An 18,402-nucleotide genomic window follows, 5' to 3' on the forward strand; every position below is an offset into this window, starting at 1 on the left:
ATAGATTTACAAAACTTATTTCTCGGAGATAGGCTTAGCGTTTGAAAATGAGCTAGATTATTTTTCTAAAAGCTTATGCAGGTATAATTTCATGGCAATGCTTTCGGATATTGGTAGCAATTTTATCGATAGGTAAATCGTCTTGATCTATACCAAATGGTTCTTCAATGGATTCTCCAATCAATTCGAGGGACGCCAAAACATATAGGATAAACGGTACAGCAATTACAACAAAATAACCAATCGAAAAAACATAACCTACGGGCAGGGTCATGGTATAGAAAATAATAAATTTCTTAATAAATGCACTATAGGCCAAAGGTATCGGCGTGTTTTTAATTCGTTCACAGGCACCACAGACATTTGTCATCGCAACTATTTCCTCATTGAGTATAATAAGTTGATCGCCACTTATGGTTCCGGCCTTATAAAGATCGTTTATTTTATGAAAGATCATATTGGACACTTGGTTTGGTCCATGCTTTTTATTATCCAATGCCTTCAATTCGGGATGTTCATTTTCATCTAGCATAAACTTGGTGTAGTCCGATCTTAAAAAATCATAAAGGGTCTCAGCAAATAGCGGTACTGCTTTCCTAAAAAAACTTCGGTTAACCTTATCATCTGTTTCTAGCATTGCATTCAATTTGTAGGACAAGGCTCTACTGACATTCGTTAAAGTTCCCCATTGTTTTCGGGCTTCCCACCAACGGTCATAGGCCGAGTTTGTACGAAAAACAAGTAAGAGCGATATGACAAAACCAAGGAGATTGTGGACGATGGTAATATTCTTTACCCAACTCTTTTCATTTAATTTAAGGAATTCCAATTCTACAAAGGCTATCGCCCAGGAATAAAAAGCAATTAAAACAAGGAATGGCAGTAACTTTTTAAAGGTGTCTGATTTGTGTAATTTGAAAGTTGCTGAAAGCCAGTCTTTGGGGTTGTATACGATCATATACAAAAATATAAATTGTTGCGAAAATTTTGCGAGTTAATTGCTATTGCCGTAACTTCATCGTGCTATGGCGCAACAGCGATCAAAAACAAAAAGAACAGGTACAAAAGGAGGCCCGGGTCGAGAGACTAAGTGGATTTGGATGGTAGCAGGAATGTTTTTATTCTTTCTATGTCTTGTCTTGTGGCATTATCGAGCTGGAATTATCTATTATTTCCGTGTGGCTAGTTCTAAGGATAAGTCGTTAACAAAGGAGGCTAAATACGATATCAGGAATATTGAGATTATGAGTAAGCATGACGATAAAGTGTTTGGCATTGACGTTTCTGCCTATCAGGAAGAAATAGATTGGCAAAATGTAAACACAATCAATGATCACTTTCCGATAGACTTTGTGTTTATCCGGGCCACGATGGGGGAGAGAGGAATCGATGGTAAGTTTAGCCGAAACTGGAGTAAAACTGAAAATAGGGCGGTTTTAAGAGGAGCTTATCATTATTTCAGACCCAACGAGAACTCAGTAAAGCAGGCTAAAAATTTTATTCGTAAGGTTAAACTTCAAGCTGGAGATCTGCCGCCAGTTTTGGATATTGAGGAGCATCCCAAACAACAATCTATGGATAGTTTGAAAGTTGGTCTAAGACGTTGGCTTGATGAAGTAGAAGCCCATTATAAGGTAAAACCAATTCTTTACTCAGGAGATAAGTTTTATAGTGATTTTCTGGAAAAGGAATTTGCAGCTTATATCTTATGGATTGCTAATTACAATTTTTGGGTTGAGAACCCCAAAGAGCATTGGACTTTCTGGCAATTTTCTGAGAAAGGTACCGTACGAGGGATTCAGGGCAATGTTGACCTTAATATATATAATGGTAAAATTGAGGAATTGGAAAAGCTGCTTATTCCTTTTAAATAAAGAATATATGTATAGATTTTTTATCTCACTATTTTGCGTTTGTTTTTTATCAGTGTGTAATCAAAAGCAATTGCAGGCAAAACCAAAATCCCGCCCGGGTATCCAACAACAAATCCCTTCCAATCCGCCTCTATTAACATTGAATAAGTTTAAAAAGCTTTGTAGTGTTGATGATATTCAGGTGCTTGATACCCGATATTGTGATGATTTTTTGCAGGGATTCGTTCCAAATTCGATTAATATTAGTTTTGAAGGCCCCTTTGATCATTTTCTGACGCAAGTTTTCCCCACCAAAGATCAAAAGTTTTTGCTAATCACTGATTCGGAAAATAATGAGGCTGTCATTGATCATTTGATAAAGTTAGGGTATATAAATATTGTTGGAGTTTTGGAAGGGGGGATTGAAACTTGGAAGAGTAAAGAGATGGTAGCGTCTTTAAGTACTATTACAGCGAGGGAATTTAATAAAAAATCAGTTGAGGGTCATATTGTAGATGTAAGGACAGAGAAAGAATTTAAAAGTGGACATATTGACAATGCAATGAATATTCCCTTAACAGATTTAGTTAATTTTGGTTCTGAGCTTAGAAAAGATTATGAGCAGTTGTATATATATTGCCAATCGGGATACAGGAGTACAATAGCTTTATCTATTTTGAGTTCGAAAGGATTTAAAAATATATGCAATATCCAAGGCGGATATAAAGCATTGAAAAAAGAAGAAAAGGAGAATCAATAATGGCTACTTTTGACCAGATTATTCAATCAAATTCGCTGGTTCTGGTGGATTTTTTTGCGACTTGGTGCGGTCCCTGCCAGACTATGGCGCCGATTTTACAGGATCTTAAGGAATTTTATCAAGACGATTTGTCTATCATAAAGATTGACGTGGACAAGAATTCAAAAATTGCTTCGATTTTTAAGGTAAGTGGCGTACCTACTTTCGTTCTGTTTAAGGATGGCCAGCAAGTATGGCGACAGAGCGGAATGATTCCCAAAATGGAGCTACATAAATTGATCGATCAGGTAAAGTAAATAAAAGATAAGGCGTTCAACCAAATTGGACGCCTTATCTTTTAATGATACTCTGGTGTTTTTAATAGGTAGTGATATATTACACTAAAATATTAAAATTCATCTTCATCATCGAAGTCATCCAATCCTCCAATCGGGTCGATTTCAGGTAAATCGAAATCATCATCGAAATCATCATCATCGTCATCAGGACCGTTAAAAGATGCGAATTTTACTTCTTCAAAATCTTCGTTAGCTAAAGTTGCCGTGTTCATAAAATAATACTTTATTGTTTCTTATTTAATGTTGTAAAATTAGAGAAGAAAACTATTTTTCAAAACTTTTTTTCAAAAAAATATTGCACTTTATTTTTCTGTTAATCAATGTGTTGAGTTGTATTTTAAAAATAAAAATTTATTTTATTTTATTTATTCATTTGTTTCGCCGATAGCGTTGTCTTCTGTGACGATATCTTTCATTTGTGGGAGATCTCTGACACCATTGATTCCAAAGTGATCCATGAACTGTGGACTAGTTGCATAAAGTAATGGTTTTCCTATACTATCTGCCTTTCCGGCGATTTTGATCAATTTTTTTTCAAGAAGTCTTTGAATGGAATAATCACAGCTGACACCTCTAATCTGTTCAACTTCCAGTTTTGTGATGGGCTGTCGGTAAGCAATGATCGCGAGTGTTTCCAGAGCCGATTGGCTTAATTTTCGTTTATTGTTGTGGTTTTGAAGTTGCTGAATCGATTCGTGGTACAGCGCTTTTGTCAAAAACTGGTAGGAATTGTTAATGTAGCGTAATTCGAGTACAGCATCTTCATCCTGATACTTGGTTTCAATTTTTTTTATCAAGTCACGCAGTTCGTCTCTGGATACTTCGATGGCTAAAGCTTCTTGTAAAATCTGTTTTATATCGGCAAGATCGATTCCTTCTGTAGAAGCAAATATAATTGCTTCAATATTTCTTATGACGTCTTTCAATGTAGCGTATTAATAGTTAATGACCTGTTCGACCATATGAGCTGGTAATTCGCGGAACTCATACTTTTGTGTTCGTAGTTGGGGAGTGAATCCAGCTTCCAAAATTGCTTCCTGTATAGATTTTGATGTAAATCGATGTGGCGCACCAGCTGCTGAAACAACATTTTCCTCGATCATAATTGAGCCGAAGTCGTTCGCTCCGGCGTGCAGACATAACTGTGCGGTACGTTTTCCGACTGTGAGCCAAGAAGCCTGTATATTTTTGATATTAGGAAGCATAATCCGGCTTAAAGCAATCATACGGATATATTCTTCACTTGTTATGTTATTCGTAATGCCGCGGAGTCTCTTTAGCAAGGTGCCGTCATCTTGAAAGGGCCAAGGAATAAATGCTATAAATCCATGCGATTCTTTTGGCTTTTCATCCTGGACTTCACGAATCCATACCAAGTGTTCAAAACGTTCTTCTATTGTTTCAATGTGACCGAACATCATAGTAGCTGAAGTAGGCAAATTTATTTTATGTGCTGCCCGCATCACGTCCAACCATTCTTTACCTCCACATTTTCCTTTTGAGATTAAACGCCTAACACGGTCATTAAGGATCTCAGCGCCTGCTCCAGGTAGAGAATCCAAACCCGCTTCCTTCAATTGAGTCAATACTTCAATATGGCTCATGTTCTCTAATTTGGAAATATGCGCAATCTCCGGAGGTCCAAGAGAATGCAGTTTTAGGGAAGGATAAAGCGCTTTTAATTGCCGGTAAAGATTCTTGTAAAACTCAATACCTAAATCGGGGTGATGACCACCTTGCAGTAACAATTGGTCGCCACCGAATTTAAAAGTTTCTTCTATTTTCTGTTTATAGCTTTCGATATCGGTGATGTAACTGTCTTCATGTCCGGGACGACGGAAAAAATTGCAGAATTTGCAATTTGCAATACACACATTTGTTGTATTAACATTTCTATCGATTTGCCAGGTCACCTTACCATGGGGTACCTGTATTTTACGCAATTCATTGGCTACGAAAGTCAAATCAGCTGTAGGTGCATTTTGATATAAAAAAATGCCCTCTTCCTTGGATAGGAACTCGAATCGGAGCGCCCGTTCTAATAAATTACTTACATTCATCAATAACAAATATAAGGAGCTTTTAGCTTATTTAAAGTTATTTGTACAATATTTGACGTCTAGATTGAATTTTAACAAACCTACTGACTGACGTAATAGAAGCATCCGTTAGTGTAACAATAGTATTGCAATTTAAGATAGTGTATAAAATACAATAACTTGATTTATAGAGTCTTGTGAATTAATTGGTATTTTTCCTTTTTTTTTACATTTATTATTCTTTACATTTATTTAACAGATTTTAACATTTCTATTCAGTAACCAAATTAGAAAAAAAATAAATAACCAGGGGATCTAAATCTGATAGCAAGAACGGACTGTCGCTGTTGTTGTGCTTAAAAAAATAACCGAAAACTAAATATAAACCAATATCAATTTAAATAACTAAAGAATAAACATAAATTTTTTAAACCACCTATTTAGTAAAATTATGATGAAAAAAGCGGACAAAAATTGTTTTGATCTCATATTGCGCCAAAAGTTCAATACGAGGTTTCTGCTTATGAGTTCTCTTCTCGTTGGGGGAGGAATGACCACTCATGGATTTGCCAGTGGATTAACCAACCATGGCAAAGTTGAAGTCGTTTCATTGATGAAAACCAAAAGCGTACAACAGACGCCTATTAAAGGGGTCGTGAAAGATGCTTCGACAGGTCAAGGTATCACTGGTGTTTCTGTGAAAGTGAAAGGGAGCAGCACTGGAACGTCTACCGACGAGAACGGTGCATTTACCATTCAGGGAAAAGTGGGCGATGTGCTTATTGTAAGTTATATCGGGTACAAAAGTACTGAAGTAACTGTTTCGTCGAAAGCTGATCTTGCCATTTCGATAACAGCCTCTCAAGATGCATTGGAAGAAGTCGTCGTGACTGGTTATTCTACGCAACGTAAGAAGGATTTGACGGGATCTGTCGCTGTCGTCAATACGGACCAATTAAAAACTACTCCAGCCGCAAGTGCGGTCGAGTCTTTACAAGGTCGAGCGACAGGGGTTCAAGTTGTGACCGATGGTGCTCCAGGTTCTACTCCGCAGATTAAAATCCGAGGTTATAGTACCATTAATAATAACGAACCGCTTTATGTAATTGACGGGGTTCCATTTGAAGGAAAATTGAGCTGGTTGAATCAGAATGATATTGAAACAATGCAGGTATTGAAAGATGCATCGGCAGCTTCAATTTACGGTTCACGTGCCAACAATGGTGTAGTCATCATTACCACAAAATCTGGCAAATCTGGCAAACCACAGATTAATTTTGATGCGTATTACGGTGTTCAGGTGCCTAATAGCGGCCGTTTCCCAAAAATGTTAAGCCCACAGCAGATTTATAACCTAAATGATAATAAGGATCCGCTACCTGATTATTTGTTGGCTGGTGCTGTCTCGGGCAACAAAGTAACACCAGCAGATGCCGATATGTCCAAATATAATTATGCGGATAACAAAGAGGAATTTTATCAAATTACCAAAGCGAATAAGGCAGGAACAAACTGGTTCAAAGAATTGAGTCAGAACGCGCCGACACAATCTTATCAGTTAAATACAGTAGGCGGCGGCGAAAATGCCTCTTACGCCGTATCCGGAGGATATTTGGGACAAAAAGGAACAGTTATCCATACGGGATTCGAACGCTTTAATGTACGTTCAAATACGAATTTTTCCGCTTTTAATAAAAAACTGCGTTTTGGTGAAAATATGCAGTATAGCATGACTAAAGGACATGGCGTCGGTGTAAATACAAATACAGCCGGCGATTATATCGGTGAGGGTAGTTCGATTGGATTTGCATACCGTATTAAGAATATTATTCCGGTATATGATGAAGGCGGAAATTTTGCAGGCTCTAGAGGCGGCTGGGGAAATGGTGAGAATCCTGTAGCAATTGCTTACCGCGCGAAAGATAATGTGAACAAAAGCAATTTCTTCTTTGGCAATGCTTTTGGAGAGTATGATATATTAAAAGGATTAACATTTAGAACAAGCTTTGGTGTCAAATATGAGAATTATTACAATTTAAGTTATACCTACCCGAATCTGGAATTTACAGAGGGTAGCGCAAACAGTGCATCGTCAGAGACCTCAGGTTATAATACGGAATGGACCTGGACAAATACTTTGAACTATAAGGCTAACTTTAATGACGCCCATAGCTTAAATGTATTGTTGGGAACTGAGGCTATTGATAATACCTATCGCCAGGTTCAAGGAAATGGAAATGGCTACTTTATTACAAACAGTACGGATTTCTTTTATGTGAGCCAGGCTTCTAAAAATTCGGCAGCAAGTGAAGGTGCTTTGGGATCTTTGTTTTCCATATTTGGAAAGGTCGATTATTCGTATAAAGATCGTTATATCTTAAGTGGAACAGTTAGAAGGGATGGCTCGTCAAACTTCGGATCCAAGAACAAATATGGTACTTTCCCTGGGGTGAGTGGTGCGTGGCGGATATCGCAAGAGGAATTTATGAAAAGTGCAAGCTGGTTAAATGATCTAAAATTAAGAGCAGGTTACGGTATTACAGGAAACCAACGTATTCCATCATATCAATATTTAAAGCGTTATGCAACTTCTATTAATTCGGCTTCTTATCCAATAAATAATGAATTAGTAAGTGGTCTGTGGGTCAGTGACTATCAAAATGAGAATGTAAAATGGGAACAGGTGGCGTCCTTAAATTTAGGATTGGACTTCTCAATTTTGGAAGGGAAGATTGATGGTGCTTTTGATTGGTACAATAAGAAAACTTCAGACATGTTATTTGCATTGCCACTACCAGGGACAGCTGTTGGTCGGGCGGCTTCGCCTTATGTAAATATTGGCGATATGCAAAATAAAGGGGTGGAGTTCTCGTTGAATTATCATCATAAACAAACTGACCCGAACAAGTTCAACTTCGATATTGGAGCAAACATCTCAAGAAACAAAAATACAATTGTCGGTTTGGCACCCGGTATCAACGATGTGGTATACGGTGCTTTCCGAAGCATGGAAACCTCTATTTTAAGAACAGGTCAACCTTTTGGTGCATTCTATGGATTTAAGGTAGCGGGGATTTATCAAAACGAAGCGGAGCTGACCCAATACCCTTCTTACGAGAAAGCGCGTGTTGGAGGGTTTAGATTTGAAGATGTGAATGGTGATGGTATTATTGACGCAAAAGATAATACCGTTATCGGAAGCCCTCACCCGGATTTTACGTATTCGCTTAATTTCAATGCCAATTACAAAAACTTTGATATCATGATGTACTTCTATGGTTCTAAGGGAAATGAGAATTATGAGGCAACACGTTACTTTACGGATTTTGGCGTTTTTGATGGTCAAAAGAGTGTACGCGTATTGGATGCGTGGAGTCCAACCAATACATCAAGTATGATTCCATCGCAAACGAAAGAAGAAGTTTCGGCTAATGAGTATGCCTCTTCTAGCTATTTCGTACAGGATGCAAGCTTCTTTAAGATGAAAAACTTACAGATTGGTTATAATTTCTCTACAGATAAACTCTTTGGTGCAAATACAGGCGTGAAAAGATTAAGAGCTTATGTCGGAGTAACAAATCTATTCACCATCACAAAATACGAAGGTCTTGATCCGGAAGTATCAGCAACACCATCGGATTATCCAGCACTTGGCGTTGATTTTGGGGTTTACCCACAATCTAGGCAATACATGTTGGGCGTAAGTTTAGGTTTTTAACGGAATTATAAAGCAATTAAAATGAAAAAGAGAACTATTCAATTATACAGTTTGTTAGGACTGACGACTTTAGGTATGCTTGGCTGTAGTAAAGGCTTTTTGGAAAAAAATCCTCAAGGGCAATTGATCGAAGAGCAGATTGAGGGAAAGAAAGGGGTAGAAGCAACCTTGATTGGTGCCTATGCAATTATGAACGGTAATATAAATGGCACTTGGGGGAACTATGGTTCGGCGCCAAGCCAATGGATTTTCGGAGAAATTACATCCGATAATGCACACAAGGGATCAGTAATCACCGATCAGCCAAACATGAATATGATCGAGTCTTTTACTACGATTTCCTCTAACGACAACCTAAGCACCATGTGGCAGGTATATTATGAAGGCATACTTCGTGCAAATACTACACTGCGTTTGTTGAGCCAAGATCAAAGCGGTAGCAAAACGATTAAAGCAGAGCGTGCTAAAGAAATTGAGGGTGAGGCGAAATTGTTGCGTGCACACTACTACTTTTTTCTGTGGCGTATCTTTAAAAATATTCCATATGTAGACGAAAATACAAGCATCGAAGAGGCTAAAGTTGTCAAAAATGATAAGGATGTACAACCTATGATCGAAAGTGATCTAAAGACTGCTATTGCGAATTTACCAGATAGCAAGATCAATGGTGAAGGTGGACGAATGGATCAACGTACTGCGAAAGCATATTTGGGTAAACTATACCTTTATCAAAAAAAATATACTGAGGCTCTGACTTTATTTAAGGATGTCATTGGAAGCCGTGACATCACAACAATGCCTTTCCAGGATAATTATGATGTCAATAAGGAAAATGGACCCGAAGCGCTTTTAGTGGCTAAGCATGCCATCAATCCTGATGGCGGTGGGGATAATGCGAATGTGGGTGATATGCTCAGTGGTCTTAATGGCACTAACCCTGTTGGCTGCTGTGGTTTCTACCAGCCTTCAATTGATCTCGTTAATGCATATAAGGTAGATGCAAATGGACTTCCGATGCTAGATGATTCCTATCGTACGAATCCATATACTTCTGATATCTTGTTGACAGATAAAACCGCTATAGCAAATTATAAATTGGATTTGAACTTAAAATTTGATCCACGGCTTGATTATACCGTTGGTCGCCGCGGTGTCAATTTCTTGGATTATGGGGAGTTTCCTGGTGACGCATGGCTAAGGCCGGAGGAAGGAAGTCGTCCGCATGGTGGTCCATTTACGGGTATTAAAACGATGATTCCGAAAAGTCAACATGCTGCTCATACACAGGCCGGTGCTGCTTATGTAACCGATCTTGATGTGAATATTATTCGACTTGCTGACGTAATTTTAATGGCTGCTGAGTGTGAGGTTGAATTGGGTAATCTTCCAAATGCTTTAAAATACGTTAACTCTATTCGGCTTCGTGCGGCACAATTACCATCTAAGACTACCGGGGGCGGAGTCGCCGCTGCGAAATACGAGGTTAAACCCTATCCGGCATTCACAAGTGCCGATCAGGCGCGTAAAGCTGTTCGATTTGAAAGAAGACTAGAACTAGCCATGGAAGGTCATCGTTTCTTCGACTTGGTACGCTGGGGTATAGCGAAAGAGGTTATTGCAAATTACGCAAAATTTGAAGGCAGTATACTCCCTGTATTTAAGAGCAAAGCATATGCGGATAAAAATGCTTATTTCCCGATTCCACAAGAGGAAATAAATAAAAGTAATGGTAGTCTAACACAAAATCAGGGCTACTAGTAGCTGACATAATAAATGCAAAGGGAGGAAATAAATCCTCCCTTTGCTGTTTTATAGGATTTGTATCTGAATTTTGGCAGTAGGAGAAATGGAGTTATTACTCTTTTTTGTATGTTTACACCAATGAAAAATTTCCTGCGTACGCTATTACTGCTTTGGCTTGTCCTATTTTCTACCCTTATTGTTAAGTCCCAGGATTTTGAAGACGTCTACCATATGCTTCAGGAATCCAAAATATTAGATGATCATTTCTACGGATTTTCACTGTATGACTTAAATGCTGATAAGTTTGTCATGGATGTTAATGGCAGCAAGCATTTCACACCTGCTTCCAACACTAAAATGTATACTACTTATGCTGCTTTGGCGCTGCTGGGTGATTCGATACCAGGTTTGGAGTATGTTGAACGCGGAGATTCGCTGTTAATCTGGGGAACAGGAGATCCGACTTTTTTGCATAATCGTTTGGATACAAGGGTGGTTTATGATTTTTTGAAAAGAACAAATAAAACGATCTATTTTGTTGCCGGTACTATGAGAAATAAATTCTACGCACATGGTTGGGCAATGGAGGATTTTGAAGCCTATTATCAGCCTGAAATAAGCACATTTCCCATCTATGGAAACGTGGTTACTTTTCGTCAAAGGGGATACAATCATTTAAATACCTCTCCCAGAATTTTTCAGAAAGACCTGGATTTTTTGCCTGAGCCTAAAAAAGGTGAATTCGAGCTTTCACGCTCTTTTCGAAGCAATAATTTTTGGATGTCTAAACGTCCAGTACCAAATGATTATGTCAATGAAGTCCCTTTTATTTATTCGGATAGTTTGTTTGTGAAATTGTTGTCGGATACACTAGGTAAGCAGGTAAATCGCCTGACCTATACAAAACCAAACGATACAAAAATATTGTATTCATGTGAAACAAAAAATCTCATTCGTGAAATGATGTTGCCCAGTGATAACTTTATTGCTGAACAGTTTTTAATGATGTGCTCGTGGAAGCAGTTTGGCCAATTTGATACCTACTTGGTGCGGGATTGGATGAAGAATAACGTTTATAAATATTTTTCAGCCGAGGTTGCCCTATTTGATGGATCAGGTCTTTCTTCCTATAATAAGGTTACTCCGCAAAATAATGTGGATTTGTTGGTTCTTCTGAAAAATAAATTACCTGATGAGAAGGATCGCTTTCGCCTTTTTCCAGCTGGAGGTATAGATGGTACGCTGAGAAGAACCTATAGCAAAGATCTTGGTGAACCCTTTGTTTTTGCTAAGACCGGAACTATTACCTCTGTCTATAATCAAAGCGGTTATCTCATTACACGGAAAGGAAGAAGAATGGCCTTTTCTTTTATGAACAATAATTATATTGATGATCGGGCAAGTGCAATTCGTAAAGAAATGGCTAAAATTATTACTTATATTCGTCAAACTTATTAAGCCAATTTAAATGGAAGCAATTGTAAAAAACAACAAAAAATTGATTCGTTCTTGGGCCATGTTTGATTGGGCCAATTCTGCTTACAACCTTGTTATTACTTCCACAATATTTCCAGTTTATTATACAGCAATTACTACAACGAAAGAGCATGGAGATGTTGTCAGTTTCTTTGGAATTGAAGTGGTTAATACCGCACTTTCCAATTTTTCTTTAGCTTTTGCGTATTTGCTGATGTCTTTTTCTTTGCCCTTTATTTCTTCGTACGCCGATGCAAATGGAAAGAAGAAGCAGATCATGAAATTCTTTACCTATATGGGCGCGATGGCATGTATGTGCCTATTCTTTTTTAAGCTTGATACGCTGGAAATCGGTATCATATGTTTTGTGCTTGCTGCAATGGGTTATATCGGCGGTGTTTTGTTTAATAACTCCTATTTGCCACTTTTAGCTACTGTTGATCAACAGGATAAAGTGAGCGCGCAAGGTTTTGCTTATGGCTATATTGGCTGCGTTACATTACAGATTCTTTGTTTTATAGTCGTTCTTAAACCAGGATGGTTTGGTATTACAAACGCCTCTTTACCAGCACGCATATCGTTTCTAATGGTTGGATTATGGTGGCTCGGGTTCTCTATGATTCCATTTAAATATTTACCCAAAATTGAGGCTACTGGTAATACTACAGGTAAAAGCTTCATACAGAACGTACGGGATGAATTTGGACACGTGATTCAAAAGATCAAAGGTATTCCTGAAATCAAACAGTTTCTGCCGGCATTTTTCTTCTACGCGATTGGTGTGCAGACCTTAATGATTGTCGCTTCTTCCTTCGGAGAGAAAATTCTGCACTTAGGTGCGGAAAGATTGATTGCCACGATTCTTCTTATTCAGCTTGTAGCCATTTTAGGGGCATTTTTAATGTCTTATTTATCCACACTGTTTGGAAATATTAAAGTATTGATAGTGGTAGTAATGATTTGGATCGGAATCTGCATATCAGCTTTTTATTTATCGACTCCGCTTCAATTTTATATTATTGCCGCACTGGTAGGCCTAGTCATGGGCGGAATTCAGTCGCTGTCACGTTCAACCTATTCGAAACTAATTCCACCTGATATCAAAGACACCACTGCTTTCTTCTCTTTTTATGACGTTACAGAAAAGGTAGCCATTGTCATCGGGTTATTTTCATTTGGGCTTATAGAACAAATAACACACAATATTCGGTACTCAGCATTGGTTCTTTCTTTATTTTTTGTAATTGGATTGTTACTTTTGGTACGGATTTTAGTATCCAATAAATCTTAATTTTATTGATCAAATTTAATATGAAAGTAGAACTTTTTGTTCCTTGTTTTATAGATCAGCTTTATCCTGAGACTGCGTTTAATACTGTTCGTTTACTGGAAAAAGTTGGCTGTGAGGTTGTATATAATCCCGAGCAGACATGCTGTGGCCAACCGGCATACAATGCTGGGTTTTGGGAAGATGCAAAGCAGGTTGGACGGAAATTTCTAAGAGATTTTTCAGGCGAGCATGTTATTATTTCTCCGTCTGCTTCTTGTACTGGGATGGTAAGGCACGGTTACAACGATCTATTCGCTAATTCTGCAGATTCTCATCAATGTCATAAAATACAACAACAGGTTATTGAAATATCTGATTTTTTGGTAAACATTCTGAAAAAGGAATATTTTGGGGCTGAATTGGAGGGAGTTGCCGTATACCACGATTCATGCTCGGCATTACGGGAATGCAAGATTAAAGATGAACCCCGAATATTACTGAGTAAGGTTTTGGGCTTGGAGATGGTAGAGGTAAAAGATAGTGAGACATGCTGTGGATTTGGTGGTAGTTTTGCAGTAAAATTCGAAGGTATATCGGCTGCGATGGCTGAACAGAAAGTGCAGAATGCTTTGGATATGCATGCGGATTACATCATATCGACTGATTCATCTTGCTTACTGCAGTTGCAATCTTATATCGATAAACATAAATTACCTATTCAGACCATGCACCTGGTGGATGTATTGAGCACTGGCTGGGGAAATATTTAAATAAAACATAAATCTAAACACATGAATTCAAGAAGAGATTTTCTTAAAAACCTTGCATTAGCATCTGCTGGGATTGCATTGGCTCCTTCGTTGGAGAGCTTTGCAGCAGCGAAGAAAGATTGGTTTGATATTTCCCTGGCGGAATGGTCTTTGCATAAATCTTTATTCAAAGGAGATTTGAATAATTTGGATTTTCCAGCCTTGGCTGCAAAAAAATATGGTATCTATGGTGTAGAATACGTGAACCAATTTTTTAAAGATAAGGCGAATGATAATAATTATCTTACCGAGCTGAATATGCGTGCTAAAGATAATGGTGTACGTAATGTACTCATTATGATTGATGGTGAGGGAAATCTAGGTGATGAAGACGAAACCAAGAGAAAACAAGCTGTGCAAAATCACTATAAATGGATTTCTGCAGCTAATTTTCTGGGATGTCACGCCATACGCGTTAATGCTGCCGGTAAAGGGGCACCTGAGGAAGTGAGTAAACGTGTTGTTGAAAGCCTGACCGCATTGTCAGATATAGGCAAAAAAGCAGGAATCAGTATTATTGTAGAAAATCATGGTGGTATTTCTTCACATGGTGATTGGTTAGCCAATACACTAAAAGCAGTCGGTAGTAAGTATTGTGGAAGTTTACCTGATCTTGGAAACTTCTATGAATATGATCGTTATCAGGGCGTCACAGATTTGATGCCTTATGCGCATGGTGTCAGCGCCAAAACACATGATTTTGATGCCAACGGCAACGAAACGCAAATTGATTATGAGCGTATGTTAAAGATCATCAAGAAAGCAAAATTCAAAGGATACATTGGTATTGAATATGAGGGAAGTAAGTTGAGCGAGGAAGAGGGGATCTTTGCGACTAAAAGGTTGCTGGAACGTTTACGTCCTTTGATTTAATCATGAATAAATCAAGTTCTTTTCAATAGATGGAAAGAACTTGACTGTTATAAGGGATGTTTATTCATCTACCTCTTTGTGTCTTACAGGGCTTAAATTAGACATTGGTTGGTCTGATATCTACTTGATCCTATGAGATTAAGGTAATATAGAGGGTCATCAGTTTTCCATTTGCTGATGATGAAATAATAAATGGAAATTACACTACCACATTTTGAAAAACAACTATTAAAAAACATGAATTTTGAAAAGAATGCTGTTCTAGAAACCCATTTGGAAAAAGTAGGGGCGGAGCATGTATTGGTACAAGGGCACCCCGCCGGATTATTTGTATTATTCTTCACGGAGATGTGGGAGCGTTTTAGCTATTACGGTATGCGGGCGCTTTTAGTGAATTTTTTGGTTTCTACTATTGCACAACATGGTTGGGGATGGACTAATTCAGAGGCGATGAAGCTCTATGGTCTTTATACCGGAATGGTGTTTTTGACTCCGCTATTTGGTGGAATTATTGCTGATCGTCTCACAGGATATAGAAAATCCATTATGGTCGGTGCTATAATTATGACTTTGGGGCATATTGCTATGGCTTTAGAAGGGTTTAATAAAAGCTTTTTTTTAGCAGGTCTGGTGCTTATTGTTCTAGGAAACGGTTTGTTTAAGCCGAATATATCATCCATGGTTGGTAAGTTGTATCCCGATAAAGGGGGCAAAAAGGATGCCGGTTATACCATATTTTATATGGGAATAAATGGAGGAGCCTTCTTAGGAATGATGCTTTGTGGTTACATCGGCGAAAAGGTTGGTTGGCATTATGGATTTGGTTTAGCAGGTGTATTTATGTTTTTGGGTATGTTGCAGTTTTATTTCGCCCAACGGATTTTTGGAAAAATTGGAAATACCCCAGAAAGGAAGGAAGAGCTTACCGATGACGCAGTAAATAAGGTAGAAAATCCGAAACATGTCGTTCGTGATCGTTTGTTGGTGATTGTTATTTTTATGATATCAAGTATTGTATTTCACTTAGCATTTGAGCAGGCGGGTGGGTCAATGACAATATTTGCTAAAAATTATACACAGCGGGTGTTGAGTGGGGATGCAGCGATACTATTTAAATGGTTTGATGCTGCGTTGACCGTGTTGCCTATTGTAGTTATCACTGGTGTCTTGTTCGTGTTGGCTAAAAAAATTATTCGTAAATATCCCTTGATTATACTTTTTTCCAGTATTTCTTTTGTGATCATTTGGTCCTTATGTTTATGGAAGGTCTATCGCGAATATTATGATATGAATTCTGAAGTTACGGTATCATGGTTTCCGATGTTGAACTCTTTCTTTATAATTACACTGGCGACTTCATTTAGTAAGATATGGGAAAAAGTATGGAATCCTTCTGGGCCAATTAAATTCGCAATGGGTTTGACATTGGTCGGCGTCGGCTTTGCTGCTTTATCAATTGGTAGTTCGGAGATTCCCACTGGTGCAAAAGCTGCCTCAGTCAGTATGATTTGGCTGGTCATAGCTTATTTTTTTCATACAGTAGGCGAATTATGTATAGGTCCGGTTGGATTGTCTTATGTTAGTAAACTGTCGCCAAAGCGATTCCTTGGATTGCTGTTCGGTTTTTGGTTTTGCGCCAATGCTATTGCTAATTTTATAGGAGGCTTTATTGGGTCGTATATCGATAAGATTACCGAATCTCATTCCATGTCTTATTTCTTTGCTGTGTTTACAGTGATACCGATGATAGCGGCAGTATTCCTTGTTTTAGGCAATAAAAAAATAAAAAAGATGATGCATGGAATTGACTAATTCATAGAAAATTAGTGTATCTTCAAGCAATTTTTATCAAAATAAAAACAAAACCTGAGTTATAAAACAATTATTGAAATTATATGAATCAAGAAAAAGATCAAATTCTTGTAGCGCATCTGGCCAAGCAGGGTATAGATGACAAGATGGTGAGTGGGCATCCCGCTGGATTATTTGTACTATTTTTCACGGAGATGTGGGAGCGTTTTAGCTACTATGGTATGCGGGCTTTATTGACCTTATTTTTAATCAGTACGATCGCTGACGGTGGATGGGAATGGAGCAATGCGCAGGCGATGCAGTTATATGGGACCTATACTGGTCTTGTTTATCTGACTCCATTGATCGGTGGTATGATTGCGGATAAATTGACTGGTTTTAAGAAGGCTATCTTGATTGGTGCATTGATTATGACATTAGGACACTTGTCTATGGCGTTTGAAGCTGTCCATTCAAATTTCTTCTATTTAGGATTACTCTTAATGATTTTAGGGAATGGTATGTTTAAACCTAATATTTCTTCGATGGTAGGAAATCTATACCCAGACAAAAGTTCAAAGAAGGATGCAGGTTATACAATTTTTTATATGGGTATCAACGCTGGTTCATTTTTGGGAATGCTCCTATGTGGTTATATCGGTGAAAAAATAGGTTGGCATTATGGGTTTGGACTAGCTGGAGTATTTATGTTCTTCGGCATGCTACAATTCTATTTTGGACAGCGCATATTTGGTATTATCGGTAATACGCCTAAAGCGTTACAGGCTCATCATGACGAAAAGGTCAAAAATCATGAAGATATTGATGAGGTTATTCCTGGAAATGTTGTTAGAGACCGCCTTATCGTTGTTACAATATTTATGTTGGCCAGCGTGGTTTTCTTTCTTTCTTTCGAACAGGCTGGCGGTTCGATGTCAATATTTGCGAAGGATTACACGCAGCGTGTCTTGTCAGGAAGTTCAGCGATTACGTTTAAATGGATTGATACAATTTTGACCATTGTACCTATCGTAATTGTAACGATTGTTTTGACAGCATTGGCTAGAAAAATATATAAACAGTATCCGCTTACAATTTTGTTTACAGCAATTTCATTCGGTATTATCTGGGGCTTGGGTTTATGGAAAATATTTCGCGAGATCGGTATAACAGGTTCGGAAGTTGGCGCTTCGTGGTTTCAAATATTGAACGCATTTTTTATTATTTCTCTTGCATCTTCTTTCAGTAAATTCTGGGAAAAGGTATGGAATCCTTCTGGCCCCGTAAAATTTGCACTGGGTCTGATATTAGTCGGTATTGGATTTGCCGCGCTAGCTTATGGCGCCAATGACATTCCACAGGGGGCTAAAACAGCATCAGTCAGTATGGTTTGGCTTGTTATCGCCTATTTTTTCCATTCTGCAGGAGAACTTTGTCTATCACCTGTCGGGCTATCTTACGTAAGTAAACTCTCTCCGAAGAAATTTTTGGGCCTTTTGTTTGGATGTTGGTTTTGTGCTTCCGCAATCGCAAATTTCATTGGCGGGTTTTTAGGTTCTTATATCGATAAAATCACAGAAGAGCACTCTATGTCTTATTTCTTTATGATATTTGCTATAGTTCCAGGTGTTACTGCGCTTTTATTGATTGCGTTCAATCCGATATTGAAAAAAATGATGCATGGTATCAACTAATTTGGTGAGGGAATCCGTCTAAAAAGAAGCGTGAGCTG

Annotated in this window: 15 protein-coding genes; 11 read left to right on the plus strand and 4 right to left on the minus strand. The window is 38.1% G+C overall.

All coding sequences use genetic code 11. From position 1 onward, the window contains the following. Window positions 1-73 precede the first annotated feature (73 nt). The gene (locus tag B3139_RS16240) at window positions 74-958 is read right to left on the minus strand and encodes a bestrophin family protein (RefSeq protein ID WP_293884613.1); all 885 of its coding nucleotides are present in this window, start codon (window positions 956-958) and stop codon (window positions 74-76) included. 67 nt (window positions 959-1,025) lie between these two features. On the opposite strand from B3139_RS16240, the gene B3139_RS16245 reads away from it, so the two are divergent. From B3139_RS16245 to trxA, 3 genes are read left to right on the plus strand one after another with little or no spacing between them, the layout of a single operon-like run. Then, on the plus strand, window positions 1,026-1,874 hold the full coding sequence (locus tag B3139_RS16245; RefSeq protein ID WP_293884614.1) for a glycoside hydrolase family 25 protein: 849 nt from the start codon (window positions 1,026-1,028) through the stop codon (window positions 1,872-1,874). Window positions 1,875-1,881: 7 nt separating this feature from the next. After that, window positions 1,882-2,613: a rhodanese-like domain-containing protein gene (locus tag B3139_RS16250; protein ID WP_293884615.1), complete on the plus strand. Its 732-nt coding sequence runs from the start codon at window positions 1,882-1,884 to the stop codon at window positions 2,611-2,613. Beyond that, the gene (gene trxA / locus B3139_RS16255; protein WP_209578861.1) at window positions 2,613-2,909 is read left to right on the plus strand and encodes a thioredoxin; all 297 of its coding nucleotides are present in this window, start codon (window positions 2,613-2,615) and stop codon (window positions 2,907-2,909) included. The genes B3139_RS16250 and trxA overlap by 1 nt, the downstream gene beginning before the upstream one ends. A gap of 92 nt (window positions 2,910-3,001) precedes the next feature. Here trxA and B3139_RS16260 read toward each other — a convergent pair whose 3' ends face one another. From B3139_RS16260 to mqnC, 3 genes are all read right to left on the minus strand, one after another. Continuing rightward, the gene (locus tag B3139_RS16260; protein WP_209578860.1) at window positions 3,002-3,163 is read right to left on the minus strand and encodes a hypothetical protein; all 162 of its coding nucleotides are present in this window, start codon (window positions 3,161-3,163) and stop codon (window positions 3,002-3,004) included. 153 nt (window positions 3,164-3,316) lie between these two features. Then, window positions 3,317-3,877, minus strand: coding sequence for an SMC-Scp complex subunit ScpB (gene scpB / locus B3139_RS16265; RefSeq protein WP_209578859.1), 561 nt, complete (start codon window positions 3,875-3,877; stop codon window positions 3,317-3,319). A gap of 9 nt (window positions 3,878-3,886) precedes the next feature. Then, window positions 3,887-5,011 (minus strand): cyclic dehypoxanthinyl futalosine synthase, encoded by a 1,125-nt coding sequence (gene mqnC / locus B3139_RS16270; RefSeq protein WP_293884616.1) that lies wholly within the window; start codon window positions 5,009-5,011, stop codon window positions 3,887-3,889. A gap of 430 nt (window positions 5,012-5,441) precedes the next feature. Here mqnC and B3139_RS16275 point away from each other — a divergent pair, with 430 nt between their 5' ends. The 8 genes from B3139_RS16275 (at window position 5,442) to B3139_RS16310 (ending at window position 18,364) form a co-directional block, all read left to right on the plus strand. Then, window positions 5,442-8,708, plus strand: coding sequence for a SusC/RagA family TonB-linked outer membrane protein (locus B3139_RS16275; RefSeq protein ID WP_293884617.1), 3,267 nt, complete (start codon window positions 5,442-5,444; stop codon window positions 8,706-8,708). Between the two features lie 21 nt (window positions 8,709-8,729). Next, window positions 8,730-10,466 (plus strand): RagB/SusD family nutrient uptake outer membrane protein, encoded by a 1,737-nt coding sequence (locus B3139_RS16280; protein ID WP_293884618.1) that lies wholly within the window; start codon window positions 8,730-8,732, stop codon window positions 10,464-10,466. Window positions 10,467-10,589: 123 nt separating this feature from the next. Next, on the plus strand, window positions 10,590-11,909 hold the full coding sequence (locus B3139_RS16285; protein ID WP_293884619.1) for a D-alanyl-D-alanine carboxypeptidase: 1,320 nt from the start codon (window positions 10,590-10,592) through the stop codon (window positions 11,907-11,909). Window positions 11,910-11,919: 10 nt separating this feature from the next. Continuing rightward, window positions 11,920-13,218, plus strand: coding sequence for an MFS transporter (locus tag B3139_RS16290; protein WP_293884620.1), 1,299 nt, complete (start codon window positions 11,920-11,922; stop codon window positions 13,216-13,218). A gap of 20 nt (window positions 13,219-13,238) precedes the next feature. Then, window positions 13,239-13,967: a (Fe-S)-binding protein gene (locus B3139_RS16295; RefSeq protein WP_293884621.1), complete on the plus strand. Its 729-nt coding sequence runs from the start codon at window positions 13,239-13,241 to the stop codon at window positions 13,965-13,967. 21 nt (window positions 13,968-13,988) lie between these two features. Continuing rightward, a complete protein-coding gene (locus B3139_RS16300; RefSeq protein ID WP_293884622.1) occupies window positions 13,989-14,879 on the plus strand; it encodes a TIM barrel protein in 891 nt (296 codons plus the stop codon). Window positions 14,880-15,116: 237 nt separating this feature from the next. Beyond that, on the plus strand, window positions 15,117-16,691 hold the full coding sequence (locus tag B3139_RS16305; protein ID WP_293884623.1) for a peptide MFS transporter: 1,575 nt from the start codon (window positions 15,117-15,119) through the stop codon (window positions 16,689-16,691). An 83-nt stretch (window positions 16,692-16,774) separates the two neighbouring features. Continuing rightward, window positions 16,775-18,364: a peptide MFS transporter gene (locus B3139_RS16310; protein WP_293884624.1), complete on the plus strand. Its 1,590-nt coding sequence runs from the start codon at window positions 16,775-16,777 to the stop codon at window positions 18,362-18,364. The last annotated feature ends 38 nt before the right edge of the window (window positions 18,365-18,402 follow it).

Origin of the sequence: Sphingobacterium sp. UBA1498 (genome assembly GCF_002325125.1) — a bacterium.
In the GTDB taxonomy this organism is placed as follows: domain Bacteria; phylum Bacteroidota; class Bacteroidia; order Sphingobacteriales; family Sphingobacteriaceae; genus Sphingobacterium.